Source organism: Pseudomonas sp. A-R-19, from assembly GCF_019956575.1.
Classification (GTDB): domain Bacteria; phylum Pseudomonadota; class Gammaproteobacteria; order Pseudomonadales; family Pseudomonadaceae; genus Aquipseudomonas.
This window is the reverse complement of sequence record NZ_JAHBDR010000084.1, coordinates 1-25,059: the sequence shown is the minus strand read 5'-3', so window position 1 is coordinate 25,059 and position 25,059 is coordinate 1. Positions and strand designations below refer to the sequence as shown.

The 25,059-nt window shown below is 62.2% G+C and carries 25 protein-coding genes; 11 read left to right on the top strand and 14 right to left on the bottom strand.

The annotated features are described in order from the left end of the window. Positions 1-20 precede the first annotated feature (20 nt). The 7 genes from KGA88_RS24510 to KGA88_RS24480 all read left to right on the top strand — a co-directional run bounded on the left by KGA88_RS24510 (position 21) and on the right by KGA88_RS24480 (position 7,392). Positions 21-1,316 carry an OprD family porin gene (locus KGA88_RS24510; protein WP_223594750.1) on the top strand — a complete coding sequence of 432 codons (1,296 nt, stop codon included), beginning with the start codon at positions 21-23 and terminating at the stop codon, positions 1,314-1,316. A gap of 267 nt (positions 1,317-1,583) precedes the next feature. Continuing rightward, complete coding sequence (locus KGA88_RS24505) at positions 1,584-2,408, top strand: NAD-dependent epimerase/dehydratase family protein (protein ID WP_223594749.1); 825 nt, start codon at positions 1,584-1,586, stop codon at positions 2,406-2,408. 52 nt (positions 2,409-2,460) lie between these two features. Next, on the top strand, positions 2,461-3,348 hold the full coding sequence (locus KGA88_RS24500; protein WP_223594748.1) for an SMP-30/gluconolactonase/LRE family protein: 888 nt from the start codon (positions 2,461-2,463) through the stop codon (positions 3,346-3,348). 76 nt (positions 3,349-3,424) lie between these two features. Then, the gene (locus tag KGA88_RS24495; protein ID WP_223594747.1) at positions 3,425-4,396 is read left to right on the top strand and encodes a TRAP transporter substrate-binding protein; all 972 of its coding nucleotides are present in this window, start codon (positions 3,425-3,427) and stop codon (positions 4,394-4,396) included. Positions 4,397-4,474: 78 nt separating this feature from the next. Next, a complete protein-coding gene (locus KGA88_RS24490; protein WP_223594746.1) occupies positions 4,475-5,002 on the top strand; it encodes a TRAP transporter small permease in 528 nt (175 codons plus the stop codon). Beyond that, entirely contained in the window at positions 5,003-6,283 is a 1,281-nt protein-coding gene (locus KGA88_RS24485; RefSeq protein ID WP_223594744.1) for a TRAP transporter large permease, read from the top strand. A gap of 218 nt (positions 6,284-6,501) precedes the next feature. Then, positions 6,502-7,392 (top strand): aldose 1-epimerase, encoded by an 891-nt coding sequence (locus KGA88_RS24480; RefSeq protein WP_160387790.1) that lies wholly within the window; start codon positions 6,502-6,504, stop codon positions 7,390-7,392. On the opposite strand, the gene KGA88_RS24475 is transcribed toward KGA88_RS24480, so the two are convergent. From KGA88_RS24475 to KGA88_RS24410, 14 genes are all read right to left on the bottom strand, one after another. Next, the gene (locus tag KGA88_RS24475) at positions 7,368-9,104 is read right to left on the bottom strand and encodes a NahK/ErcS family hybrid sensor histidine kinase/response regulator (RefSeq protein ID WP_110660740.1); all 1,737 of its coding nucleotides are present in this window, start codon (positions 9,102-9,104) and stop codon (positions 7,368-7,370) included. The genes KGA88_RS24480 and KGA88_RS24475 overlap by 25 nt on opposite strands. Next, positions 9,088-10,251, bottom strand: coding sequence for an alcohol dehydrogenase-like regulatory protein ErcA (gene ercA / locus KGA88_RS24470; protein ID WP_046037285.1), 1,164 nt, complete (start codon positions 10,249-10,251; stop codon positions 9,088-9,090). The genes KGA88_RS24475 and ercA overlap by 17 nt, the downstream gene beginning before the upstream one ends. A 217-nt stretch (positions 10,252-10,468) precedes the next feature. Beyond that, entirely contained in the window at positions 10,469-11,611 is a 1,143-nt protein-coding gene (gene pqqE, locus KGA88_RS24465) for a pyrroloquinoline quinone biosynthesis protein PqqE (RefSeq protein ID WP_110660741.1), read from the bottom strand. After that, positions 11,589-11,861, bottom strand: coding sequence for a pyrroloquinoline quinone biosynthesis peptide chaperone PqqD (pqqD, locus tag KGA88_RS24460; protein WP_110660742.1), 273 nt, complete (start codon positions 11,859-11,861; stop codon positions 11,589-11,591). The genes pqqE and pqqD overlap by 23 nt, the downstream gene beginning before the upstream one ends. After that, positions 11,858-12,610: a pyrroloquinoline-quinone synthase PqqC gene (gene pqqC / locus KGA88_RS24455; protein WP_110660743.1), complete on the bottom strand. Its 753-nt coding sequence runs from the start codon at positions 12,608-12,610 to the stop codon at positions 11,858-11,860. The genes pqqD and pqqC overlap by 4 nt, the downstream gene beginning before the upstream one ends. Positions 12,611-12,726: 116 nt before the next feature. Continuing rightward, positions 12,727-13,641: a pyrroloquinoline quinone biosynthesis protein PqqB gene (gene pqqB / locus KGA88_RS24450; RefSeq protein ID WP_223594742.1), complete on the bottom strand. Its 915-nt coding sequence runs from the start codon at positions 13,639-13,641 to the stop codon at positions 12,727-12,729. A 55-nt stretch (positions 13,642-13,696) separates the two neighbouring features. After that, entirely contained in the window at positions 13,697-13,768 is a 72-nt protein-coding gene (gene pqqA, locus KGA88_RS24445) for a pyrroloquinoline quinone precursor peptide PqqA (protein WP_110660746.1), read from the bottom strand. Positions 13,769-14,026: 258 nt separating this feature from the next. Then, entirely contained in the window at positions 14,027-15,547 is a 1,521-nt protein-coding gene (locus tag KGA88_RS24440) for an aldehyde dehydrogenase family protein (RefSeq protein WP_160387800.1), read from the bottom strand. A 259-nt stretch (positions 15,548-15,806) separates the two neighbouring features. Further along, positions 15,807-17,582, bottom strand: a complete 1,776-nt coding sequence (locus KGA88_RS24435) for a PQQ-dependent methanol/ethanol family dehydrogenase (protein WP_110661132.1) — start codon at positions 17,580-17,582, stop codon at positions 15,807-15,809. 275 nt (positions 17,583-17,857) lie between these two features. Beyond that, positions 17,858-18,796: a quinoprotein relay system zinc metallohydrolase 1 gene (locus KGA88_RS24430; RefSeq protein ID WP_110661131.1), complete on the bottom strand. Its 939-nt coding sequence runs from the start codon at positions 18,794-18,796 to the stop codon at positions 17,858-17,860. Positions 18,797-18,812: 16 nt separating this feature from the next. Next, the gene (locus tag KGA88_RS24425) at positions 18,813-19,574 is read right to left on the bottom strand and encodes a quinoprotein dehydrogenase-associated SoxYZ-like carrier (protein ID WP_110661130.1); all 762 of its coding nucleotides are present in this window, start codon (positions 19,572-19,574) and stop codon (positions 18,813-18,815) included. A 10-nt stretch (positions 19,575-19,584) separates the two neighbouring features. Further along, positions 19,585-20,460, bottom strand: coding sequence for a substrate-binding periplasmic protein (locus KGA88_RS24420; protein ID WP_110661129.1), 876 nt, complete (start codon positions 20,458-20,460; stop codon positions 19,585-19,587). Positions 20,461-20,463: 3 nt separating this feature from the next. Beyond that, positions 20,464-20,925 carry a cytochrome c-550 PedF gene (pedF, locus tag KGA88_RS24415; protein ID WP_110661128.1) on the bottom strand — a complete coding sequence of 154 codons (462 nt, stop codon included), beginning with the start codon at positions 20,923-20,925 and terminating at the stop codon, positions 20,464-20,466. 56 nt (positions 20,926-20,981) lie between these two features. After that, positions 20,982-21,146 (bottom strand): hypothetical protein, encoded by a 165-nt coding sequence (locus KGA88_RS24410; RefSeq protein ID WP_181432096.1) that lies wholly within the window; start codon positions 21,144-21,146, stop codon positions 20,982-20,984. A gap of 157 nt (positions 21,147-21,303) precedes the next feature. On the opposite strand from KGA88_RS24410, the gene KGA88_RS24405 reads away from it, so the two are divergent. The 4 genes from KGA88_RS24405 to KGA88_RS24390 are packed head-to-tail and all read left to right on the top strand — an operon-like array spanning position 21,304 to position 25,009. After that, positions 21,304-22,488, top strand: coding sequence for an ABC transporter substrate-binding protein (locus KGA88_RS24405; protein ID WP_110661127.1), 1,185 nt, complete (start codon positions 21,304-21,306; stop codon positions 22,486-22,488). 30 nt (positions 22,489-22,518) lie between these two features. Then, positions 22,519-23,493 (top strand): YVTN family beta-propeller repeat protein, encoded by a 975-nt coding sequence (locus KGA88_RS24400; protein WP_223594740.1) that lies wholly within the window; start codon positions 22,519-22,521, stop codon positions 23,491-23,493. Further along, entirely contained in the window at positions 23,490-24,221 is a 732-nt protein-coding gene (locus KGA88_RS24395; RefSeq protein WP_110663032.1) for an ABC transporter ATP-binding protein, read from the top strand. Before KGA88_RS24400 ends, KGA88_RS24395 begins: the two co-directional genes overlap by 4 nt. Beyond that, entirely contained in the window at positions 24,218-25,009 is a 792-nt protein-coding gene (locus KGA88_RS24390) for an ABC transporter permease (protein ID WP_110663034.1), read from the top strand. The genes KGA88_RS24395 and KGA88_RS24390 overlap by 4 nt, the downstream gene beginning before the upstream one ends. The last annotated feature ends 50 nt before the right edge of the window (positions 25,010-25,059 follow it).

Below are 25,059 nucleotides of genomic sequence, written 5' to 3'. Positions count from 1 at the left end.
AGAAACAAGGGAGCGTCACTGTGAGCAAGCTCGTCCGCAATTCCTCCGCCCGTTCTTCGCGTGCAAACTTTTCCCGTCGTCATGCCTTGAGCCTGATCGGCTGCAGCAGCCTGGCCCTCGCCCTGCCCATGACTTGCCAGGCCGAAGGTTTCACCGACGACGCCAAGGCCACGCTGAACCTGCGTAACGCCTACTTCAACCGCAACTACACCAATCCGGCCTACCCCCAGGGCAAGGCTGAAGAGTGGACGCAAAACTTCATCCTCGATGCCCGGTCCGGGTTCACCCAGGGCCCGGTGGGCTTCGGTGTGGATGTACTGGGCCTGTACTCGCAGAAGCTCGATGGCGGTAAAGGCACCGGTGGCACGCAGTTGTTGCCGATCCACGATGACGGCCGCCCCGCCGACAATTTCGGCCGGCTGGGCGTGGCACTCAAAGGCAAGATTTCGAAAACCGAATTGAAGGTCGGCGAATGGATGCCGGTGCTGCCGATCCTGCGCTCCGACGATGGCCGCTCGCTGCCGCAGACCTTCCAGGGCGCCCAGGTGACCTCCACTGAAATCACTGGCCTGACGCTGTACGGCGGTCAATTCCAGAAAAACAGCCCGCGCAACGACGCGAGCATGGAAGACATGTTCATGAACGGCAAAACGGCGTTCACCTCGGACCGTTTCAACTTCGGCGGCGGTGAATACGCGTTCAATGAAAAGCGCACGCAGGTCGGCGTCTGGTACTCGGAACTCAGTGACATTTACCAGCAGCAATACTTCAACCTGACCCACAGCCAGCCCGTCGGCGACTGGACCCTGGGTGCCAACCTGGGCTACTTCATCGGCAAGGAAGACGGCAGCGCCAAGGCCGGCGACCTCGACAACAAGACCGCATTTGCCCTGCTCTCGGCCAAATATGGCGGCAACACTTTCTATGTCGGCCTGCAAAAACTCACCGGTGACGACGTGTGGATGCGGGTCAACGGCACCAGCGGCGGCACCCTGGCCAACGACAGCTACAACTCCAGCTATGACAACGCCCGGGAGAAATCCTGGCAGGTGCGCCACGACTACAACTTCGCTGCCCTCGGCATTCCCGGCCTGACCCTGATGAACCGCTACATCAGCGGCGACAACGTGCACACCGGCGCGATCACCGATGGCAAGGAATGGGGCCGCGAATCGGAACTGGCCTACACGGTGCAGAGCGGTGCGCTGAAGAACCTCAACGTGAAATGGCGCAACGCGAGCATTCGCAAGGACTTCAGCACCAACGAATTCGATGAGAACCGGATTTTCATCAGCTATCCGATCAGCCTGTTGTAAACACACCCCCCCTGTGGGAGCGGGCTTGCTCGCGAAAGCGTTAGCATGGGCGACATGTAGGTTGGATGTGACGGTGCCTTCGCGAGCAAGCCCGCTCCCACAGGATGGCATTTCAAGCCGGATGTTTAATCCGGCAAACAGAAACGACCCTCCGTCAATTTCCACCAATGTCGCGTTGACAAGAGCCGGAAACCCTAACGATACTTCGCCTAGTCGTACGACAACCTACAACAAATCAATAACAACAACCGCGCGCCCAGGATTCCCATGACGACCACAGCAACCGCCCGCATCCCTTTCAACCGCCTGCTGCTGACCGGCGCCGCCGGTGGCCTCGGTAAAGTCCTGCGCGAAAGCCTGCGCCCTTACGCCAATGTCATTCGCCTGTCGGACATCGCCGACATCGCGCCAGCCATCGATGACCGTGAAGAAGTGATGCCGTGCGACCTCGCCGACAAGCAAGCGGTGCATCAACTGGTCGAAGGCGTGGACGCGATCCTGCATTTCGGCGGCGTGTCGACCGAGCGTTCGTTCGAAGAAATCCTCGGCGCCAACATCTGCGGCGTATTCCACATCTACGAAGCCGCGCGTCGCCACGGTGTGAAGCGGGTGATCTTTGCCAGTTCCAACCACGTGATCGGCTTCTACGGGCAAGACGAAGTCATCGACGCCCACTCCCCTCGCCGCCCGGACAGCTACTACGGCCTGTCCAAGTCCTACGGCGAAGACATGGCCACGTTCTACTTCGACCGCTATGGCATCGAGACCGTCAGCGTGCGCATCGGCTCCTCGTTCCCGGAGCCGCACAACCGCCGGATGATGAGCACCTGGCTGAGCTTCGGCGACCTGACCCAACTGCTCGAACGCGCCCTGTACACCCCGAACGTCGGCCACACCGTGGTCTACGGCATGTCCGACAACAAGGACATCTGGTGGGACAACCGCTACGCATCGGCCCTGGGTTTTGCCCCGCAGGACAGCTCCGAACAGTTCCGCGCAAAAGTCGAAGCCCAACCGATGCCCGCCGCCGATGATCCGGCACGGCTGTATCAGGGCGGCGCCTTCTGCGCTGCCGGCCCGTTCGGCGACTGAACACTTACCGCTCACTTGATCCCCACAACAAAAACCAAGGGAATGAGTTGCCATGCAAGCCGAATTGATTGTCGACGTCCGCAACGCGGTCGGTGAAAGCCCGGTCTGGGTGCCTGAGGAAAACGCGCTGTACTGGGTGGATATCCCCGCCGGCGCTTTACAGCGCTGGCGTGCCGATTCCGGCCAGGTGGACGCCTGGAAAACCCCGCAGATGCTGGCTTGCATTGCACGCCATGCTGACGGCGACTGGGTTGCCGGCATGGAAAGCGGGTTCTTCCGCCTGCATACGCGTAACGACGGCAGCCTCGACAGTGAACCGCTGGCCCACGTCGACCACGCCCGCACCGACATGCGCCTGAACGACGGCCGCTGTGACCGCCAGGGCCGCTTCTGGGCCGGCAGCATGGTGCTGAACATGGGCGCCAACGCCGCCAACGGCACCTTGTATCGCTACAGCGCCGGGCAGCACGGACCGCTCGACGCTCAATTGAGCGGGTTCATCGTGCCCAACGGCCTGGGCTTCAGCCCGGACGGGCGTACGATGTACCTGTCCGATTCCCACCCGCAGGTCCAGCAGATCTGGGCCTTCGATTACGACATCGACACCGGCACCCCCTCCAATCGCCGGGTGTTCGTCGACATGAACCAGCACGAAGGTCGCCCCGATGGCGCTGCGGTCGATGCCGATGGCTGCTACTGGATTTGCGCCAACGACGCCGGCCTGATCCACCGCTTCACTCCCGACGGCCGACTCGACCGTTCCCTCGCCGTACCGGTGAAAAAACCCACCATGTGCGCCTTCGGTGGCCCTCGACTGGACACGCTCTTCGTGACCTCGATCCGCCCCGGCGACGACCATGACCCGCAATCACTGGCCGGTGGCGTGTTCGCCCTCGATCCCGGCGTCAAAGGTTTACCCGAACCCCGTTTCAACGATTGAGCAACCTCGACAGAAAAGCGCTCCCGCTGCATCGCTGTGCCTTGAATAAAAAAACAATAAAACTGGAGACACCCCCATGGACTTCAAACGCACCTTGCTCGCCGCTGCACTCCCGTTCGCCTTCTCCCTCAGCAGTGCCGCCCAGGCGCTGGAAATCAAATTCGCCGACATCCACCCCGCCGGTTACCCGACCGTGGTGGCTGAAGAGCAACTGGGTAAAACCCTGGTCGCCGACAGCAACGGTGCGCTGACCTTCAAGATGTTCGCCGGTGGCGTACTCGGCTCGGAAAAAGAAGTGGTCGAACAGGCCCAGGTCGGCGCCATCCAGATGGCCCGGGTCAGCCTTGGCATCGTCGGCCCGGTGGTGCCGGACGTGAACGTGTTCAACATGCCGTTCGTGTTCCGCGACCAGGCGCACATGCGCAAGGTCATCGACGGTGAGGTCGGCGACGAAATCCTCGACAAGATCACCAACTCCGAATTCAACCTGGTCGCCCTGGCCTGGATGGACGGTGGCACGCGCAACATCTACACCAAAAAACCGGTACGCAGCCTTGAAGACCTCAAGGGCATGAAGATCCGCGTGCAAGGCAACCCGATGTTCATCGAAACCATCAACGCCATGGGTGGCAACGGCATTGCGATGGACACCGGGGAAATCTTCAGTGCCTTGCAAACCGGTGTGATCGACGGCGCGGAAAACAACCCACCGACCCTGCTCGAACACAACCACTACCAGAACGCCAAATTCTACAGCCTGACCGGCCACCTGATTCTGCCCGAGCCGATCGTGATGTCGAAAATCACTTGGGAAAAACTCACCCCGGAGCAACAGGCCCTGGTGAAGAAAACCGCCAAGGCGGCACAGGCTCAGGAACGTACCCTGTGGGATGCAAAATCGGCCAGCAGTGAGGAAAAACTCAAGGCCGCAGGCGTCGAGTTCATCACCGTCGACAAGAAACCTTTCTATGAGGCAACCGCCTCGATCCGCGAGAAATACGGCGCACCTTACGCCGACCTGATCAAGCGTATCGAAGCCGTTCAGTAACCCTCCCTGCACTCAAGAAAGGCCCGGCGCCGCTGACGTTGGTGTACGTCAGTGCGCGCCCGGTTACGGTGGAACCCGATGAAGAATCTGCTGCTAGGCATCAATGACAAGCTCTACATGACCTGTATCTGGGTCGCCGGGCTCTCCGTTCTGGCCATTGCGTTAATCATTCCCTGGGGCGTGTTCGCCCGCTACGTCCTCGGCACCGGCTCCAGTTGGCCGGAGCCCACGGCGATTCTGCTGATGATGGTGTTCACCTTCATCGGCGCCGCTGCCAGCTACCGGTCCGGTTCGCACATGGCAGTGGCCATGCTCACCGACCGCATGCCGGCGCATCTGCGCAAGGCCATGGCCGTGTTCGCGCAACTGCTGATGGCAACGATCTGCCTGTTCATGGCCATCTGGGGCAGCAAGCTGTGCATGTCCACCTGGAACCAGTTCATGAGCGCCCTGCCGACCTTGCGTGTGGGCATCACCTACATGCCGATTCCGGTGGGCGGCGTGCTGACGCTGGTGTTTGTCCTGGAAAAACTCCTGCTCGGTGACCAGAGCAACCGCCGGGTCGTGCGTTTCGACCTCGTTGAAGAAAACGAAGGGGCTGCCTGAATGGACGCATTTATTCTGTTGGGCAGTTTTATCGCGTTGATCCTGATCGGCATGCCGGTCGCCTACGCCCTGGGGTTTGCCGCCCTGATCGGTGCATGGTGGATCGACATTCCGTTCCAGGCCCTGATGATTCAGGTCGCCGGGGGCGTGAACAAGTTCTCCCTGCTGGCCATCCCGTTCTTTGTACTGGCGGGTGCGATCATGGCCGAGGGCGGCATGTCCCGACGCCTGGTGGCGTTCGCCGGGGTGCTGGTCGGTTTCGTGCGTGGTGGCTTGTCGCTGGTCAACATCATGGCCTCGACCTTTTTCGGCGCGATCTCCGGCTCCTCAGTGGCGGACACCGCCTCGGTCGGTTCGGTGCTGATTCCAGAAATGGAACGTCGCGGCTATCCCCGGGAATTCGCCACGGCGGTGACCGTCAGCGGTTCGGTGCAAGCCTTGCTGACACCGCCCAGCCACAACTCGGTGCTCTACTCGCTGGCCGCCGGCGGCACGGTGTCGATTGCCTCGCTGTTCATGGCCGGCGTGGTGCCGGGCCTGTTGATGAGCGCATGCCTGATGGTGTTGTGCTTGATCTTCGCCAAGAAGCGCGACTACCCCAAGGGTGAAGTCATCCCGATGCGCGAAGCGCTGAAGATCTGCGGCGAAGCGCTGTGGGGCCTGATGGCGATGGTGATCATCCTCGGCGGCATTCTGTCCGGCATTTTCACCGCGACCGAGTCGGCGGCGATTGCGGTGCTGTGGTCGTTCTTCGTGACCATGTTCATCTACCGCGACTACAAATGGAGCGAACTGCCAAAACTGATGCACCGCACCGTGCGCACGATCTCGATCGTGATGATCCTGATCGGTTTCGCCGCCAGCTTCGGCTACATCATGACCCTGATGCAGATCCCGGCGAAGATCACCACGCTGTTCCTGACCCTGTCGGACAACCGCTACGTGATCCTGATGTGCATCAACGTCATGCTGCTGTTGCTCGGTACGGTCATGGACATGGCGCCGCTGATCCTGATCCTCACGCCGATCCTGATGCCGGTGATCCTCGGCATTGGCGTGGACCCGGTACAGTTCGGCATGATCATGCTGGTCAACCTGGGCATCGGTTTGATCACACCGCCGGTGGGCGCGGTACTGTTCGTGGGGTCGGCCGTGGGTAAAGTCAGTATCGAATCAACCGTCAAGGCGCTGCTGCCGTTCTACGCGGTGCTGTTCCTGGTGCTGATGGCCGTGACCTACATTCCTGCCATTTCGCTGTGGTTGCCGCATCTGGTGTTGTAAAACACCTTGTCAGAAAGCTCCCTGTAACCAGGGAGCTTGCTGGTCAGGGGGCTTTTGTGGCGAGGGGGCTTGCCCCCGTTCGGCTGCGCAGCAGTCGCAAATACAAGCGACTCGGTGCTCCTCAAAAATTGCAGGGGGCCGCTTCGCAGCCCAACGGGGGCAAGCCCCCTCGCCACAGGGAACAGTGCAGCTACATAAAAATCACATAGCAGGTCTACATGTCACTCACACTGCTCGAACTCGAAGACGAACTCACCCACCTCACCCTCGCCCCGGAGCTGGGCGCCAGCATCGTCAACTGGACCGTGCGCAGCACCGGGCAACCCTTGCTGCGACACGCCGATGAGCATGCCCTGAACACCGGTCTGCCCGGCAAGCTCGGCTGCTTTCCCTTGATCCCCTGGTCCAACCGCATCGCCGATGGCGGTTTCGATTGTCCCGATGGCTGGCTGGCACTGACACCCAACAGCCTCACCGATCCCCTGCCGATCCACGGCAGCGCCTGGCAGCAGGCATGGCAGGTGATTTCCCGAACTGAAGATGAAGTGGTCCTGCAACTCGATAGCACAACGCCCTTCGCCTATCGCGCCCGGCAACGCTTCCATTTGAGCGCAGGCAAGCTGAGCATCGAAATGCATGTCACGCACCTGGCTGAGCACGCTGCATGGCATGGTCTGGGATTGCATCCGTACCTGCCACGGACACCAAACACCCGACTGCAGGCACCGGCACGGCAGGTGTGGTTGTGCGACGGGGCGAAACTGCCGACAGCACTTGGCGCGTTGCCGGTCGAGTGGGATTTTCAGCAACTCAAGCCATTACCCGAAACGCTGGTCGACAACGGCTTCTGCGAATGGGACGGCCATTGCCTGATCCAACAGCCCGACCTCGGATACGAGTTGGACTGCCAGGCCACTGGCAGCGATTACTACCTTCTCTACTGCCCCGTGGGCCTGGGGTTTTTCTGTATCGAACCGGTGAGCCACCCGGTCAACGCGCACCACTTGCCCGGTCGACCGGGCCTGCGTTTGCTGGAACAGGGTCAATCCACCGAACTGGGCTTCACCCTGCAGTATCGGCCGTTTCAGGCTGGTGCCCCCAACAATTGACTCAACACCGCTCGCAACTTGCCGGGCTTCACCGGTTTGTTCAGCAAGGGTGCGTTGAGTCGCTGCAACGCACGCCGACAATGGTCGGTGCGGTCGGCGGTAATGATCACCGCTGGAATGTCCTGGTGGAAATGCTCGCGCAGATGTCGCACCACATCACAGCCGACCACCCCGTGATCGAGGTGATAGTCGGCAAGAATCAGTTCCGGTGCCTGCCCGCGTAGCGCCGCCAGAGCAGCCTCTTCATCGGTGGCGACCAGAACGTCGCAGCCCCACTGCCCGAGCAACGCGCTCATGCTATCGAGAATGCTCACTTCGTTGTCGATCACCAGTAAACGACGTCCCGGTAGCGGGTTGCCGGTGCCCGGTTGTGACACCGCCTGGCTCACGGGCAGCGGAACTTCGTCGGATATCGGCACCTCGATGCTGAACATCGAACCCCGCCCCGGCATCGAGTACACACCGATCCTGTAGCCAAGGATCTTGGCGATGCGCTCGACAATCGCCAGCCCCAGGCCCACGCCCTTGCGGTCGGCGGCGCGGCCGACGTCCAACTGGTTGAACTCGAGGAAGATCGAATCGAGCCGGTCGGCGGCGATGCCACGCCCGGTGTCCCAGACCTCCAGGCGCAACATCTCGCCCCGACGCCTTGCCGCCAGCAGGATGCTGCCTTCATCGGTGTAGCGGCAAGCATTGCTGAGGAAGTTGCGCAGGATCCGCGTCATCAGGCGCAAGTCGGTGTTGATGGCGTAATCGGCCATGCGCACCCGCAGGTTCAAGCCGGCCGCCTGGGTGACGGACTGGAACTCCGACACCAGCGGCCCGAGCAGTTCGTCGAGGCGGTACGTGGCAACGTCCGGCTTGACCGCGGCCTGGTCGAGCCGGGAAATGTCGAGCAGATCCGTCAGCAAATCCTCGGCCCCTTCCAGGGCCTGGTGAGTGCGCTCCACCAGCACCTGTTCGGCTTCCGGCAATTTGCGTTCGCGCAAGGTCGAAATCAGCAACCGCGCGGCGTTCAGCGGTTGCAGCAGGTCATGGCTGGCGGCGGCGAGGTATTTGTCCTTGCTGTGATTGGCGGCCTCGGCGGCATCGCGGGCGTCGCGCAAGGCCTTGGCGATCTGTTTACGCTGGGTGATCTGCTGCTGGAGGTTACGGTTAGCCTCGAGCAACTCATCGGTGCGCGCGACGACGCGCTGCTCCAGTTCGTCATTGAGTTGCTGCAGGCGTCGCTGGGCCAGCTTGCGCTCGGTGATATCGGAGACGAAGCCTTCCACCAAGCCTTCCTGGCCGGGCTTGAGCAGCAGGTTCATCAACACATCCAGGTGACTGCCGTCCTTGCGCCGCAAGCGGGTTTCATAGCCGTGCAGGCTGCTCTGGTGCCGGAGGATTTCGCCGATGGTTTCCAGCTCCTGCGCGCCGTCGACGAACAGGGTGCTGCCCAGGTCGGTCAGGGAGAACAGCACCTCCTGCGGGTCCTGGTAGCCAAGCATGCGTGCCAGCGCCGGGTTGGCGGCGCGCATGCCATCGTGCAGGCTGGCCTGGAAGATCCCGTGCACCGCGTTTTCGAACAGCCACTTGTAGCGGTTACGCTCGGCTTCCAGATCATCCAGGCGCGCGGCCAGCTCCGGATAGTGACTCTTGCGCGCCGAATGGCTGCCCAGCCCCAACAACCCGGCCAGGGCCCGTTGCTGCTCGTCAGAGGGCTTCGCCATAGACGACCTCGACATCACGCTGGCTGGATTCGCGCGGGTTGGTCAGGATGCACGGATCGTGCATCGCATGCTGCGACAGGAACGGAATGTCCGAGGTCCTGACGCCATGCAAACCGAGGGTTTCATGAAAGCCGATGGCGTGCTTGAGGGCGATCAGGTGTTCGACCAGGCGCCCGCAGATCTGCCGGTGATTCAGGCCTCGACAGTCGATGCCCAACGTCTCGGCGATCACCTTGAAGCGATCAGGCGCCGAGTTGTAATTGAAAGCCACCACGTGCTCGACCAGCACCGCGTTGCACAGCCCATGGGGCAGATCGAGAAAGCCGCCGAGGCTGTGGGACATGGCATGCACAGCACCCAGGATCGCATTGGAAAACGCCAGCCCGGCCTGCATGCTGCCGAGCATGATTTTTTCGCGCAACGCGATGTCCGTCGGGTTGGCGATCATTTGCACCAGGTTGCCATTGATCAGGCGCATCGCCTCCAGTGCATGGGGATCGGTCAGCGGCCCGTGGCCGGTGGATACGAAGGCTTCGATGGCATGCACCAAGGCATCGATGCCGGTACAGGCCGACAGGAACGGGTCCATGCTCAGGGTGGTTTCCGGGTCGATCAGCGAAACGTCCGGCACCACGGCCTTGCTGACGATGGAGAACTTCATGCGCTCCTGCTGATTGGAAATGATCACGAATTGCGAGACATCGGCCGAGGTGCCGGCGGTGGTCGGAATCAGGATCAGCGGCGGGCTGGGCACGCGGATGGTGTCCACACCCTCGAAATCGAGAATGCTGCGGCCATGGGCGACGACAATGCCGATGCCTTTGCCGCAGTCCATCGGACTGCCGCCACCGACGGCGACGATCACGTCGCAGTGGTTTTCCCGGTACATCTCGGCGCCGAGCATCACCTCTTCGACCCGTGGGTTCGGCGAGACATCGGAGTACAGGCAATACTGGATGCCCAGCGCTTGCAGGCTGGCCTCGACATCGGCGACCCAACCGGCAGCAATCACACCGGGGTCACTGACCACCAGGACCTTGCGTGCGCCAAAGGTCTTGGCGTAATTGCCGACACTGTGCCGGCTACCGGCACCGAAGATGATTTCAGGGGAAACGAACTTGCGCAGCTGGTTGAGACTCTGGCTCATTGGAAAGCCTGTTTTTATTGTTTTGGAAGGTAGAAACCACACTAAACCATCCAGCTGTGAATGCAATCAGACCAAAGAACAGCGCTGCCCGGGCTGTAACAGAACCCTGTGGGAGCGGGCTTGCTCGCGAAGAGGCCCTGTCAGTCAATATTGATGGTGACTGACACTCCGCCTTCGCGAGCAAGCCCGCTCCCACAGGAGATCTGTGCCGCCAGGCTTATCCGCGATAGATCAGCTGCGAAGCCTTCGCGTTACGCAACGTCAGATGCTCCATCCCCAACCCCGGAGCCTCAGCTTCTTCACGGGCCTTGAGGATCACCCCATGGTGGGGCGACTTGCTGCACACCGGGTCGGCATTGCTGGCATCGCCGGTCAGCATGAAAGCCTGGCAGCGACATCCCCCCAGGTCCTTGTGCTTTTCATCGCAGGAGCGGCACGGCTCCTTCATCCAGTCATCGCCGCGAAAGCGATTGAAGCCGAACGAGTCGTTCCAGATGTGCGAGAGGCTGTGCTCGCGCACGTTGGGAAATTGCACCGGCAACTGCCGGGCGCTGTGGCAAGGCAAGGCCGTGCCGTCGGGGGTGATGTCGAGAAACAGGTTGGCCCAGCCGTTCATGCAGGTCTTGGGACGCTCTTCGTAGTAGTCCGGGGTGACGAAGATCAGTTTGCACGGGTGGCCCTGGGCTTCAAGGCGCTCGCGGTATTCATTGGTGATGCGCTCGGCACGCTGCAATTGCTCACGAGTGGGCAACAGGCCGACGCGGTTGAGTTCGGCCCAGCCATAGAATTGGCAGGTGGCCAGCTCGACAAAGTCCGCCTCCAATTCCAGGCACAGCTCGATGATCTGCGCGATCCGGTCGATGTTGTGCCGATGGGTGACGAAGTTCAGCACCATCGGATAGCCCTGGGCTTTCACCGCCCGGGCCATGGCGAGTTTCTGGGCAAAGGCCTTGCGCGAACCGGCGAGCATGTTGTTCACCGCTTCGTCGGCGGCCTGGAAGCTGATCTGGATATGGTCCAGCCCGGCCACCTTGAAGTCGCGCACCTTCTGCTCGGTCAGGCCGATGCCGGAGGTGATCAGGTTGGTGTAGTAGCCCATGTCCCGGGCGGCCTTGATCAGTTCGGCGAGGTCCTGGCGCACCAATGGCTCGCCACCGGAAAACCCCAGTTGCGCGGCCCCCATGTCCCGCGCTTCGCGGAATACGCGAATCCATTCTTGCGTGCCCAGTTCCTCGCCCTGCCGGGCAAAATCCAGTGGATTGGAGCAATACGGGCACTGCAGCGGACAGCGGTAGGTCAGCTCGGCGAGCAGCCACAACGGCGGTCCGGGCAACGTCTCACTCGATCCAGAATTGCGCATGGGCCACCTCCAGAAACGCCAGCACGTCTTCGTCGATCCCGGGTACCCCGGGGAAACTGGCGCTCAATCGATCAATGATCGCCGCCACGCTGCGCTGGCCATCCACCAGGCCGAGAATCTGTCCGGCACTGGCGTTGAGCTTGATCATGCCTTCGGGGTACAGCAGCACGTGGCAGTCCTGGCGCGGCTCCCATTGCAGACGAAAACCGCGGCGCAAGGCCGGTGACTGCTGGCGATCGATCAGGCTCACAGGGCGATCCCCCGGTGCCAGACGTTGTCGCCGGTGACCGTGTGATACGGCGGGCGTTCGAGCTCATAGGCCATGCTCATGGCATCGAGCATGCTCCACAGCACGTCGAGCTTGAATTGCAGAATCTCCAGCATGCGTTGTTGCCCCTCGGCCGTCACGTAGTGCGCCAGGGTTATGCGCAAGCCGTGCTCGACATCGCGCCGCGCCTGGCTCAGGCGCGTGCGGAAATAGTCGTAGCCGGCGACGTCGATCCACGGGTAATGGGTCGGCCAGGCGTCGAGTCGCGACTGATGGATCTGTGGCGCAAAGAGCTCGGTCAGCGAACTGCTGGCCGCTTCTTGCCAGCAGGCGCGACGAGCGAAATTGACGTAGGCGTCCACGGCAAATCGCACGCCGGGCAGCACCAGTTCCTGGGACAGAATCTGCTCGCGATCCAGCCCCACCGCTTCGCCCAGGCGCAGCCAGGCCTCGATGCCGCCCTCGCTGCCGGGGATGCCGTCGTGGTCGAGAATCCGTTGCAGCCATTCGCGGCGCACGTCGCGGTCCGGACAGTTGGCGAGAATCGCGGCGTCTTTCAGGGGGATGTTGACCTGATAGTAGAAGCGATTGGCGACCCAGCCCTGGATCTGCTCGCGGCTGGCGCGGCCGGCGTACATGGCTTGGTGGAAGGGGTGGTGGATGTGGTAGTAGGCGCCCTTGGCGCGCAGGGCGGCTTCGAATTCTGTGGGGGACATGGGGGTGTCAGTCATTTTGTTCTCCGGGAACTTCTGCGGTGCCTGTACTGGCCTCTTCGCGAGCAAGCCCGCTCCCACATTTGGAATGCAGTTTCCTGTCGGAGCGGGCTTGCTCGCGAAGGGGTCAGCCGCTACAGCTCAATACTCATGCCGTCATAAGCCACTTCAATACCCCGCCGCTCCAGCAGCGCCCGCTCGGCCGAGTCTTCATCGAGGATCGGATTGGTGTTGTTGATGTGGATCAGCACCTTGCGCTGGCGGTTGAAACCCTCCAGCACTTCAAGCATCCCGTCGGGGCCGCTTTGTGGGAGGTGCCCCATTTCGCTGCCCAGGCTCTGGCCGACTTCGCAGATGCGCATCTCGTCGTCGCGCCACAGGGTGCCGTCCAGCAGCAGGCAATCGGCACGCTGCATCCAGCCCAGTACTTCGCCGTCGATTCGGCCAAGGCCCGGCGCATAGAACAGCGAGGCGCCGTTGCGCAGGTCTTCAATGAACAGGCCAATGGTGTCGCCCGGTTGCGGATTGCCGCGATTGGGCGAATACGGTGGCGCGTTGCTCACCAGGGGTATCGCTCGAAATTGCAAATGCCCGCAGGCCGGGATGCTGAACGGCTGGCGATCGAGACCGACCGGTTGCCATTGCAACCCGCCGTTCCAGTGCTCCAGCATGTTGAACAACGGGAAACCGCTGCTCAGGTCCTGGTGCACGCGCTCGGTGCACCACACCGCATGCGGGCAACCTTCACGCAGGCTGAGCAAACCGGTGCAATGGTCAATCTGGCTGTCCAGCAGCACGATGCCGGCGATGGCGCTGTCACGCAGGCGCCGCGCCGGTTGCAGTGGCGCAAAACTCTCGAGTTGCGCGCGAATGTCCGGTGACGCATTGCACAGCACCCACTCCACACCGTCGTCACTCAGGGCAATCGACGACTGCGTACGGCGCTGTGCCCGCACGTTGCCATTGCGCGCACCGGCGCACTGGCGGCAGTTGCAATTCCACTGAGGGAATCCACCGCCAGCGGCGGAACCGAGAACGCGGATGTGCATGGCGGATGCTCCAGAAGGCAGGCCCGGCCAACGTATCCGCTGGCCGGGTGATCAATCAACGGTTGGCGAAATACATCGTCACTTCGAAGCCAATGCGCAGATCGATAAACGCGGGTTTAGTCCACATGGGTCATTCCTCTTCTTGTGCCCGGGTGATTCCGGTAGAGCCATTAATGCACGGGGCGATGAGCGCCCGAATGCTACTTTCGAAGGAGTTTGCGGGGTGATTTGGTAGGGGGTGTTGCATGGTCATTGGCATCACACAAACCCCATGTGGGAGCGGGCTTGCTCGCGAAGGCGGTGTGCCAGTCAACATCTCTGCTGAATGACACTCCGCATTCGCGAGCAAGCCCGCTCCCACAGGTTATGCGGCGTGTTTAAGGAATCAGAAGAACCCCAGCGGATTGATGTCGTAGCTCACCAGCAGGTTTTTGGTCTGCTGGTAGTGATCGAGCATCATCTTGTGGTTTTCCCGACCGACTCCGGACTTCTTGTAGCCACCAAACGCCGCATGCGCCGGGTACAGGTGGTAGCAGTTGGTCCACACGCGCCCGGCCTTGATCGCCCGGCCCATGCGGTAGGCGCGGTTGATGTCGCGGGTCCACAGGCCGGCGCCGAGGCCGAACTCGCTGTCGTTGGCAATCGCCAGGGCTTCCGCTTCGTCCTTGAAGGTGGTGATACCCACCACCGGGCCGAAGATTTCTTCCTGGAACACGCGCATCTTGTTGTGGCCCTTGAGCAGGGTCGGCTGGATGTAATAGCCGCTGGACAGGTCGCCTTCCAGACGTTCAGCCGCACCGCCGGTGAGCAGCTCGGCGCCCTCCTCCTGGGCAATGGTCAGGTACGAGAGGATCTTGTCGTATTGCTGCTCGGACGCCTGGGCGCCGACCATGGTCTCGGTGTCCAGCGGATTGCCGCGCTTGATCTTGACGATCTTCTTCATCACCTCGGCCATGAACGGCTCATAGATCGACTCCTGCACCAGCGCCCGGGACGGACAGGTGCAGACTTCGCCCTGGTTGAAGAACGCCAGCACCAGGCCTTCGGCGGCTTTTTCGATGAACGCCGGTTCAGCGTTCATGATGTCTTCGAAGAAGATGTTCGGCGATTTGCCGCCCAGTTCGACGGTGCTCGGGATGATGTTCTCGGCGGCGCAATGCATGATGTGCGCGCCCACCGGGGTCGAGCCGGTGAAGGCGATCTTGGCGATGCGTTTGCTGGTGGCCAGGGCCTCGCCGGCTTCGCGACCGAAACCCTGGACGATGTTCAGCACGCCCGCCGGCAGCAGGTCGGCGATGAGCTCGGCGAAGACCATGATCGACAGCGGCGTTTGCTCGGCAGGCTTGAGTACGATGCAGTTGCCGGCGGCCAGGGCCGGGGCGAGTTTCCAGGCGGCCATCAGCAGCGGGAAGTTCCACGGAATGATCTGCCCGACCACACCCAGGGGCTCATGGAAGTGATAGGCCGTGGTCAGCTCGTTGATCTCGGCAGCCCCGCCTTCCTGGGCGCGGATGCAGCCAGCGAAGTAACGGAAGTGGTCGGCGGCCAGCGGCACGTCGGCGTTCAGGGTTTCGCGCACGGCCTTGCCGTTGTCCCAGGTTTCGGTGACGGCCAGCACTTCAAGGTTCTGCTCGATGCGATCGGCGATTTTCAGCAGCACCAGGGAGCGGTCCTGGGCCGAGGTCTTGCCCCAGGCATCCGCTGCGGCATGGGCGGCGTCCAGGGCCTTGTCGATGTCGGCGGCGCTGGAGCGCGGGAATTCGGCGATCACTTCACCGTTGACCGGCGAGGTGTTGGTGAAGTACTCGCCATTGATCGGAGCGACGAACTCGCCACCGATGAAGTTGCCGTAGCGCGGCTTGAAGGTAATGAGGGCGCCTGGGGTTCCGGGTTGTGCGTAGATCATGGTGGGCCTCTGTCTGGGTCGATGCCTGTCGTACTGACAGGCGATGAGCCGATACTAGAGAGCCCCGCGTGCCAGACGAATGCATCGTTGGCAGGAGGGGCTCTCGTTATTTGGTCGTAGATTTCACACTGATCACTGTAGGAGCGAGCTTGCTCGCGATGAGCCCGAGAACGCCACGGGGTATCAGGTTTCCAGCGTTATCGTTGACGACCATCGCGAGCAGGCTCGCTCCTACAGGGGTTATGCGGTGGAGTCGGGATCAGTGCTTAGCGACAAGGTCCTTAGGCAGCTTGAAGGTCCAGAGCATGCCGCCCTGGTTGAAGTCCTTGATGCGCTTGGCCACTTCACCGCCCCACAGCGGTACCGCACCGCCCCAGCCGGAGAGCACCGAGACGTACTGTTCGCCGTCCATTTCCCAGGTGATGGGCGAGCCGAGCACGCCGGAGCCGGTCTGGAATTCCCAGACCTTTTCGCCGGTCTTGGCGTTGAAGGCCTGCAGGAAGCCTTCTGGCGTGCCGGTGAACACCAGGTTGCCCTTGGTGGTCAGCACCCCGCCCCACAGCGGCGCGTAGTTCTTGTGGCGCCAGACTTCCTTGCCGGTTTTCGGATCGATGGCCCGCAGCACGCCGATGTAGTCTTCGTTCAACGGCTTGATGGTGAAGCCGGCGCCGAGGAATGCCGCGCCTTTCTTGTAGGCGATGCCTTCGTTCCAGATGTCCATGCCCCATTCGTTGGACGGCACATAGAACAGCCCGGTGTCCTGGTTGTAAGCCATCGGCATCCAGTTTTTCGCGCCGAGGAACGCCGGCGCGACAAACACCGAACTGCCCTTGACTTCGGAGCCCGGGGCACCGGGACGACTGGCCTCGTTGTAGATCGGCCGGCCGTTCTTATCCAGGCCGGTGGCCCAGGTGATCTTGTCCACGAACGGGAAGCCACGGATGAATTTGCCGTTGGTGCGATCCAGCACGTAGAAGAAACCGTTACGGTCGGCAGTGGCCGCCGCCTTGATCTCCTTGCCACCTTCGCTGTAGTTGAACGACACCAGCTCGTTCACGCCATCGTAGTCCCAACCGTCGTGGGGCGTGCTCTGGAAGTGCCACTTGATGGTGCCGTCGTCCGGGTTGAGCGCCAGGCGCGACGACGAGTACAGGTTGTCGCCAGGGCGCAGGTGCGAGTTCCACGGCGCCGGGTTGCCGGTACCGAACAGCAGCAGGTTGGTTTCCGGGTCGTAATAGCCGCCCAACCAAGGGGCCGCGCCGCCGGTTTTCCACAGATCACCCGGCCAGGTCTTGCCCGCTTCGCCGCCGGAGATGCCGTTCTCCACCGCTTTGCCGTCCTTGTAGACGTAGCCCATATGGCCTTCGACCGTCGGCCGGGTCCACAGCAGATCACCGTTTTTCGGGTCGTAGGCCTCGATCTTGCCCACCACGCCGAACTCGCCACCGGCCACGCCGGTAATCAGCTTGCCGTTGATCACCAGCGGCGCGGCGCTGATCGAGTAGCCTTCCTTGTGGTCGGCGACTTTCTTGCTCCACACCACCTTGCCGGTGTCTTTGTTCAGCGCCACGAGCTTGGCGTCGAGAGTGCCGAAAATCACCAGATCGCCATACAGAGCGACGCCACGGTTGATCACGTCGCAGCAAGGGCGGATGTCATCGGGCAGGCGTGCATCGTATTGCCAGAGTTTCTTGCCGGTGCGCGCATCCACGGCGAACACCCGGGAGTAGGAACCGGTCATGTACATCACGCCGTCCTTGACCATCGGCTGCGCTTGCTGGCCACGCTGTTTTTCACCGCCGAAGGAAAACGCCCACGCCGGGCGCAGTTCCTTGACGTTGTCGACGTTGAGAATATCCAGCGGGCTGTAGCGCTGCCCCTGAACGCCGAGGCCGTTGGTCACGACCTGTTCCGGGTTCTTCGGGTCCTGGAGAATGTCCTGGTCGGAAACCCCGGCCAATGCCTGGCCGGACAACAGCATGGCACTGAGCAGCAGGCTCAAGACGAAGGGCTGGCGACGTGCGGGTTGGGTCATGACGGCTTCCTCTGCGGATTTTTGTTATTTCCGGAAAATTTTCCCGGTCTGGTGCAGATTCTTGAGCGCCGCCGCCCTAGCAACAATTGCCCGCAATGAGGAGATTGCTAGTTCCTTCGTACAGGGTGGGAGGAGATGAGCAGCGAATTTTGTGTCCGGCATAGATCCCTTGTGGGAGCGGGCTTGCTCGCGAAGACGGAGTGTCAGGCGACATCGATGTTGAATGTGTCGGCCTCTTCGCGAGCAAGCCCGCTCCCACATTAGATCGGGGTGGGTCAGTTATTTGCGTTGGAATCCACCCGCGTCATCCGCTCACGCTCGTAACGCGGGTACAGATGGCTGACGCTGCGGATCAGTTCATAGCGGCTCAGGTTGATCCCGGCGAAGCGTTCGGGGATGGGGCTGCGGATCATCTCGGCCATGTCGCTGCCATTGGCCGCGCCGTCGCGCATCAGCTGATCGAGCCAGGTCAGGTAATCGCGCATCTGCTCGAACGGTTGTGGATCGCTCGACACCGGTCCATGGCCCGGCACGACCTGCGTCCAGGGCAAGCCTTGCAGGGTCGCGATGTCCGCCAGCCACACCGCCAGCCCTGGACTGTTGGGCGTGGTCAGCGCCCGTTGATAAAACACCAGGTCCCCGGCAAACAACACGCCGGTTTGCTGGTCGAGAATAGCCAGATCCGCGCCCGTATGCCCACCCAGGCTCAGCAGACGCAGATCGTGATTCCCAAAACTTTTCACCCCGGGTGCCAACGCCTGGGTCGGCAACACCACTTCGGTGCCACGCATCCAGTCGCCGACCATGCGGTACATATTCTCGGCCATGGCATCGCCTTGCTGATGCAGTAGCTCGGTGGTGCCGGCCAGGGCGCCGATCGGCACGTCGCTGAAGGCTTGGTTGCCCAGCACATGGTCCGGGTGGTGATGGGTCAGCAAGACCTCGATCACCGGCTTGTCGGTGGTGGCGGCAATGGCCTTGCGCATCGCTTCGCCGTAACGCCGGGACGGCCCGGTGTCGATCACTACCACACCGCGTTCGGTGACGATGAACGCGGTGTTGACGATGTTGCCGCCGTTGGCCTTGGCGAAATTATCGGTGCTGCCTTCCAGCAGCCAGGTGTCCTGGGCGATCTGCCGAGGCTTGAGTGAATATTCGAGATCGGCCAGGGCCGGCAGACTGACGCTCAGCACCATCAACAGGATCCAGCGCATGCCACGCTCCTTGGGGTCAGGGGATCGACGCATCGAACTCATTGCCGCTGTTGTCCCGCAGCAGCAGGCGCGTTTGCCCTGCCCCTTCGATGTCGAAGGCCAGGTTGGGGTTTTCGCTGACCGCGGGAAACAGCTCCAGCCGGGCCAGCACTTGCTCGTTGTGGTCGCGCAGCTCGGCATGGTTGATGAAGAATTCCGGGATGCCGCTGACCATGCCGTTGTCCATGGGATGGGCCACCTGCAATCGCAAACGGCTGAATTCGCCCCGGGGATAGCGCCCGCCGAGCACTTCGCCAATGCGCTCTTCCCAGCCCGGTTGATTCCGAACCACGCTCGGTGCGGTGCAGCCGCCACCCGCTGCGTCAATCAGGGTCGAGCCGACATGCCACAACCCGTCACGGGTCAACACCGCCGCGCGCAAGGGCGTGGCCTGTTCGATGCGAATGCGCAACGACAGCCAGGGCAAAACCGAATTCAGCGGCTGGAAGTCGACGATTTTCGGCAAAGGGTTAAGTTCTGCCCAGGCGAGGATTTTCACCACCTCGCCCTTGAACGCCCTGGCGTCGATTTCCAGCGGTACCTGCCGGGCATCTTCGGCAAACGGCGGCGCCAGCAGCTTGACCCGCTCATCGAAAACGAACGGCGCATTGCCCAGGAACTGCTGGTGATAGAAGGCCCACATCACCGATGGCACCGGGTCTTTACCGGGATCGATAGCGCCAGCCTGTGCCGCCAGGCTTAACCAGCAAGCCAACAGACAACTCCCTCGCCATTTCATCGCCTGCTCCTTATTGATACATCTCGGGTACGTCGTATTGCAGGCCGTAATGGCCGTAGATGGTCTTCACCGAACCCTCGCGGATAAGCGCTTCCAGCGCCTCCTCCACGGCATAGGCCAGTTGACGGTTGCTTTCGTGCACCGCCATGCCGATTTCCCAGAGTTGCTTGCCCATGTTCGGATAGGCATTTTCTGCCAGTGCCACTTGCGGGTCGGCCGCTTCATGGACCTGCCAGTCGATTTCACCGCGCATGGCCATCACCGCGTCGACCTCACCGGCCTTCATCGCGGCAAACGCCTGGGGTACGCCCGGATAGTGATGGGTCTTGCCGGCGAGCATGCCGTTGAACACCGAGGTCAGGTAGAACGACGGCACGCTGTCGACTTCGACACCAATCGGGTGCTGCTCGAACACCGCGACGCTGGCGACCTTGTCCAGCCGCCGGCGGTCATAGGCCACCTGCCACTGCTCGTTCTGGTACGGACCGAACATCACCACGTGGCCATTTTCCAGTTCGCCGAGTTCGTTACGCTTCTGCGCGTAGTCACGGTCGTAGGGCACGCGCATCATCAGGTCGGCCAGTTGCTGGTTGTGCAAGGCACTGGCACGCCAGATGTAATCGCGCAGGTCGTCATCGAGCTTTTCCCCGGCCGGCGCCCAGATCAGCGTCAGGCGCACGCCTAGCGCCTTGGCCAGGGCCTCGGCGAGTTCGACATCGACACCCTGGGGTTTGCCGGCGCGTTCAAAACTGTAGGGCGCGAAGTCCTTGTAGACCGCCACCTTCAGCTCCCCGGCGGCGATCATTTCGTCGTAGTTGCGAACCTGCGCCTGCGCCGCCTGGCAGCACAGCCACAGAGCGCTGATCAACACCGCGAGCAGGCGCATGGGTCACTCCTCGACGTGCACAGTGTCCAGATAAGTGCGCACCGCCCACAGGGCTTCCTGGCTCAGGTAGTCGGCCATCTTCGGCATGTACACCCGACCGTCGCGCACCGCGCCATGGCGCACCCGTTCGGCGAACCATTCATCGCCCGCCTCACCGACATCGAGCATGCGCAAGTCGGGGGCGATACCGCCGGACTTGGCTTCCAGGCCATGACAGGCCGCGCAGTTCTGGGTGTAGGCCGAGGCACCGATTTCCACTGCCTTGTCGTGTTCCGCAGCGGTGCGATACGGGTTCACCGCGGCCCAGCCATCGGCATCGAGTTGCACTCCGGCGTCCTTGATCGGGGTCAGCCCCGGGGTGGCCACGGCTTGTGGCACCACGTTGCCGTGGGCCCAGACGGAACCTGCGCTGATCAAACCGGCCAATAGCCCGGTCACGAGCAAGGCGTTGCGTTTTGTTGTCATTGTTATGCCCTCTGGATTGCACGCAAAACCTCTTGGCAGAGGCTATGGCAGCCATCTTAGAAAGCCCTGCGCCCAGACCCCATGCTGCTTTGGTGGTCGCCGCCTACTCCCTTGGTCGTAAGGCTATCGGTGGACACGGGACGCGGGCCGTGGAGCCGGTCAACGCCGATCAGGGTCAGGATCAACAGGAACGGCAGGAGCAGTGCTTTGACGATACGCATGGTTAATCCCCTCCAGATCAAAGGCCGTGGTTGCCCATGCTAGAACCGCGCCGCGCGTGGCGGTCTACTACCTTGGTACTGGCCCTTCGGTACTTTCTGCATATTTTCACTGCACCACAGCCTTCCTATGCTGGCGCTACCTGTAATGGAGTGCCTTATGCGCGAGCTTGCCCCTTACGCCCTGATCTACCTGCTGGCGATTGCCTGCGCCGCCGGCCTGGCTACCCAGAGCCAGGCCGCCGATGCGCTCTTGCAGGTGCGGATCGGCTACCTGGGTTATCGCCCCGATCCCGGGCCGCTGCTGTCGAACGTCATCCCCGAGCCCACCGATGCCGGGCTGCGCGGCGCCGAACTGGCGATCACCGACAGCAACAGCACCGGGCGTTTTCTCAACCACGGCTACAGCCTGATCAGCGCCAGTGTCGACAGCCCCGAGGCCTTGCTCGAAGCGGCAAAGGTGCAGCATGAACAAGGCCTGCGCCTGTTTGTGGTGAATGCCCCCGCGACCAGCCTGCGCCAATTGAGTGCAGCACTGCCCGACAGCTTGCTGTTCAACGCCGGTAGCCCCGATGACAGCCTGCGCACCACCGATTGCCTGCCCAACGTGCTGCACACCTTGCCGAGCCGGGCGATGCTCGCCGATGCCCTGGCGCAGTTTCTGGTGCTGCGCAAATGGCAGCGGGCACTGCTGATTGTCGGCCCGACGCCGGACGATCAAGCCTATGCCGCCGCCCTGCGCCGCGGGGCCAAGCGCTTTGGCTTGCAACTGGTGGCGGAAAAAACCTGGAGCTTCGATAACGACCAACGCCGCAGCGCCCAGGCGGATATGCCGCTGTTCACCCAGACCGCCGAGTACGACGTGGTGCTGGTGGCCGATGAACGCGGCGACTTCGGTGAATACGTGCCCTACCAGACCTGGTACCCGCGTCCGGTCGCCGGCACCCAGGGCCTGACCCCGGTGGGCTGGCACAAGACCGTGGAAACTTATGGCGCCGCGCAGCTGCAAAAACGTTTCGAAGCCCTGACCGGGCGCTGGATGAATGACCGCGATTTCGCCGCGTGGATGGCCGTGCGCAGTATCGCCAGCGCCGTGAGCAAACTGCGCCAGGCCGAGCCGATGGCGATCCGTACGCTGGAAATCAGCGACCAGTTGCCACTCGACGGTTTCAAGGGCCGCAAGCTCAGCTACCGGCCGTGGAACGGCCAGTTGCGCCAGCCGATTCCCATCGTCCAGCCGCGAGCGCTGGTCAGCACCTCACCCCAGGATGGCTTTCTGCACCCGTTCAACGAGATGGACAGCCTGGGCTACGACAAACCCGAGGTCAGCTGCCGCTTTCCCTGATCCGATAATCACAACAACAAGGAATCCGCCATGCGCCGCACCCTGCTCTGCCGCTCCCTGCTTTCTTGGGCCATGCTGCTCGCCGCAGGCCATGCCGTTGCCAGCACAGCCTGGGTCTCCAACGAAAAGGACAACAGCCTGAGCCTGATCGACCTGCAGACCCTGCAAGTCACCGACACCCTGCCCGTCGGCCAGCGCCCCCGCGGCCTGCTGCTGTCCCATGACAACAAGCTGCTGTACATCTGCGCCAGTGACTCGGACCGGGTCCAGGTGATGGACGTGGCCACGCGCAAGATCATCAAGGAACTGCCCTCGGGCAAAGACCCTGAACAATTCGCCCTGCACCCGAACAATCGCTGGTTGTACGTCTCCAACGAAGACGATGCGCTGGTCACGGTGATCGACACCGAGACCTCCAAGGTGCTCGGCCAAATCAACGTCGGTGTAGAACCCGAAGGCATGGCCGTCAGTCCTGACGGCAAGTGGGCGGTCAACACCAGCGAAACCACCAACATGCTGCACTGGATCGACACCAGCACCCAGACCCTGGCCGACAGCACCCTGGTGGACCAGCGCCCGCGCTTCGTCGAGTTCTCCCCCGATGGCGCCCAGCTCTGGGCCTCGGCGGAAATCGGCGGCACCGTGACCATTCTCGATGTAGCCAGTCGCACCGTGCTCAAGACCCTGAACTTCCAGATCAAGGGCGTGCACCCGGACAAGGTCCAGCCGGTCGGCATCAAGCTCAGCGCCGATGGCAAATACGGTTTTGTCGCACTGGGCCCGGCCAATCATGTGGCGGTGATCGATGCCAGGACCTTCGAGATTCTCGATTACCTGCTGGTGGGTCGACGGGTCTGGCAGATGGCGTTCACCCCGGATCAGAAACAACTGCTGGCCACCAACGGCGTCAGCGGCGATGTCTCGGTGATCGATGTCGACAGCCTCAAGGTGAGCAAATCGGTGAAGGTCGGGCGCTATCCCTGGGGCGTGGTGGTGACGCCATGAACGCCCTTGAAGTCAGCGACCTGAGCTTTGCCTACGGTGCCCGAGAGGCCTTGCGCAAGGTGAGTTTCAGCCTGGAACCCGGGCGCTTCGCCGCGCTGCTGGGACCCAACGGCGCGGGCAAGTCGACCCTGATTGCCCTGCTGACCCGGCTCTATGATCTGCAGCACGGCGAGATCCGCATCGGTGGCTGTTCATTGCGCAGCGCGCCACGCCCGGCACTCAGGCAACTGGGCGTGGTGTTCCAGCAAAGCACCCTGGACCTGGACCTCAGCGTCGAGCAGAACCTGCGTTATCACGCGGCATTGCATGGCTTGTCCCGGCGTGAGACCGACCTTCGGGTCGACGCTGAACTGGCCCGCCAGACCCTGACCGAACGCCGCCGCGAACGGGTGCGTGAACTCAATGGCGGCCATCGTCGCCGGGTGGAAATTGCCCGCGCCCTGTTGCATCAACCGCGTCTGTTGCTGCTCGATGAAGCCAGTGTCGGCCTCGACCCGGCGAGCCGCCTGGCGCTCAACCAGCACATCCGCAGCCTGTGTCGCGAGGAACGCATCAGCGTGCTCTGGACCACCCACCTGCTCGATGAAGTACAGCCCAGCGATGACTTGCTGATCCTGCATCAGGGCCGGCTGGTAGCCAGCGGACAGGCCGATGCCCTGAGCCTGGAACACGGCGGTGACCTCGGTTCGGCCTTCACCCGCCTGACAACATCAGGAGCTGCCCAATGAACGCTTACTGGCAATGCTTCAGCGGTATCGTGCTGCGCGAATGGCTGCGCTTTGTGCTGCAACGCACGCGATTTCTCAGCGCCCTGGTGCGGCCGCTGCTGTGGCTGCTGGTGTTCGCCGCGGGTTTTCGCGCAGCGCTGGGAATCGCGATCATCGAGCCCTACGACACCTACATCCCCTATGAGGTCTACATCATTCCCGGGTTGGCCTGCATGATCCTGCTGTTCAATGGCATGCAGGGGTCACTGTCGATGGTCTACGACCGCGAGATGGGCAGCATGCGCGTGTTGCTGACCAGCCCCCTGCCCCGAACCTTTCTGCTGTGCAGCAAACTGTTGGCCACCTCGCTGATTTCGCTGTTGCAGGTGTATGCGTTCCTGGCGATTGCCTGGGTCTACGGCGTGCGGCCACCGGCCATGGGCTTGTTGCTGGCGTTGCCGGCCCTGCTGCTGGTGGCGTTGATGCTCAGCGCACTGGGCCTGTTGCTGTCGAACGCGATCCGCCAGCTGGAGAACTTCGCCGGGGTAATGAATTTCGTGATCTTCCCGCTGTTTTTCCTGTCGTCGGCGCTGTATCCGCTGTGGAAGATGCGCGAGGCCAGTGAGTGGCTGTATTGGCTATGCGCACTGAATCCGTTCACCCATGCGGTGGAGCTGGTGCGTTTTGCCCTGTATGAACGCTTCAATCCGCTGGCGCTGGCGGTGTGCTCGGGGCTGACGCTGCTGTTTGCGCTGCTCGCCGTACTGACGTTCAACCCGCAGCATGCGGCCCTGCGCAAATCCAGCTGACACCCCCCTCTGTAGGAGCCGGCTTGCTGGCGATCCAGACGACGCGGTGT

Coding starts and splice junctions, on each gene's coding strand:
- pqqE (WP_110660741.1), bottom strand. CDS start 11,611: ATGCGCAATTCTGGATCGAGTGAGACGTTGCCCGGACCGCCGTTGTGG.
- pedF (WP_110661128.1), bottom strand. CDS start 20,925: ATGACAACAAAACGCAACGCCTTGCTCGTGACCGGGCTATTGGCCGGT.
- KGA88_RS24390 (WP_110663034.1), top strand. CDS start 24,218: ATGAACGCTTACTGGCAATGCTTCAGCGGTATCGTGCTGCGCGAATGG.
- KGA88_RS24395 (WP_110663032.1), top strand. CDS start 23,490: ATGAACGCCCTTGAAGTCAGCGACCTGAGCTTTGCCTACGGTGCCCGA.
- KGA88_RS24420 (WP_110661129.1), bottom strand. CDS start 20,460: ATGCGCCTGCTCGCGGTGTTGATCAGCGCTCTGTGGCTGTGCTGCCAG.
- pqqB (WP_223594742.1), bottom strand. CDS start 13,641: ATGCACATCCGCGTTCTCGGTTCCGCCGCTGGCGGTGGATTCCCTCAG.
- KGA88_RS24500 (WP_223594748.1), top strand. CDS start 2,461: ATGCAAGCCGAATTGATTGTCGACGTCCGCAACGCGGTCGGTGAAAGC.
- KGA88_RS24435 (WP_110661132.1), bottom strand. CDS start 17,582: ATGACCCAACCCGCACGTCGCCAGCCCTTCGTCTTGAGCCTGCTGCTC.
- KGA88_RS24430 (WP_110661131.1), bottom strand. CDS start 18,796: ATGCGCTGGATCCTGTTGATGGTGCTGAGCGTCAGTCTGCCGGCCCTG.
- KGA88_RS24480 (WP_160387790.1), top strand. CDS start 6,502: ATGTCACTCACACTGCTCGAACTCGAAGACGAACTCACCCACCTCACC.
- pqqC (WP_110660743.1), bottom strand. CDS start 12,610: ATGACTGACACCCCCATGTCCCCCACAGAATTCGAAGCCGCCCTGCGC.
- KGA88_RS24505 (WP_223594749.1), top strand. CDS start 1,584: ATGACGACCACAGCAACCGCCCGCATCCCTTTCAACCGCCTGCTGCTG.
- KGA88_RS24495 (WP_223594747.1), top strand. CDS start 3,425: ATGGACTTCAAACGCACCTTGCTCGCCGCTGCACTCCCGTTCGCCTTC.
- KGA88_RS24405 (WP_110661127.1), top strand. CDS start 21,304: ATGCGCGAGCTTGCCCCTTACGCCCTGATCTACCTGCTGGCGATTGCC.
- ercA (WP_046037285.1), bottom strand. CDS start 10,251: ATGAGCCAGAGTCTCAACCAGCTGCGCAAGTTCGTTTCCCCTGAAATC.
- KGA88_RS24400 (WP_223594740.1), top strand. CDS start 22,519: ATGCGCCGCACCCTGCTCTGCCGCTCCCTGCTTTCTTGGGCCATGCTG.
- KGA88_RS24425 (WP_110661130.1), bottom strand. CDS start 19,574: ATGAAATGGCGAGGGAGTTGTCTGTTGGCTTGCTGGTTAAGCCTGGCG.
- KGA88_RS24490 (WP_223594746.1), top strand. CDS start 4,475: ATGAAGAATCTGCTGCTAGGCATCAATGACAAGCTCTACATGACCTGT.
- KGA88_RS24410 (WP_181432096.1), bottom strand. CDS start 21,146: ATGCGTATCGTCAAAGCACTGCTCCTGCCGTTCCTGTTGATCCTGACC.
- KGA88_RS24475 (WP_110660740.1), bottom strand. CDS start 9,104: ATGGCGAAGCCCTCTGACGAGCAGCAACGGGCCCTGGCCGGGTTGTTG.
- KGA88_RS24440 (WP_160387800.1), bottom strand. CDS start 15,547: ATGATCTACGCACAACCCGGAACCCCAGGCGCCCTCATTACCTTCAAG.
- KGA88_RS24485 (WP_223594744.1), top strand. CDS start 5,003: ATGGACGCATTTATTCTGTTGGGCAGTTTTATCGCGTTGATCCTGATC.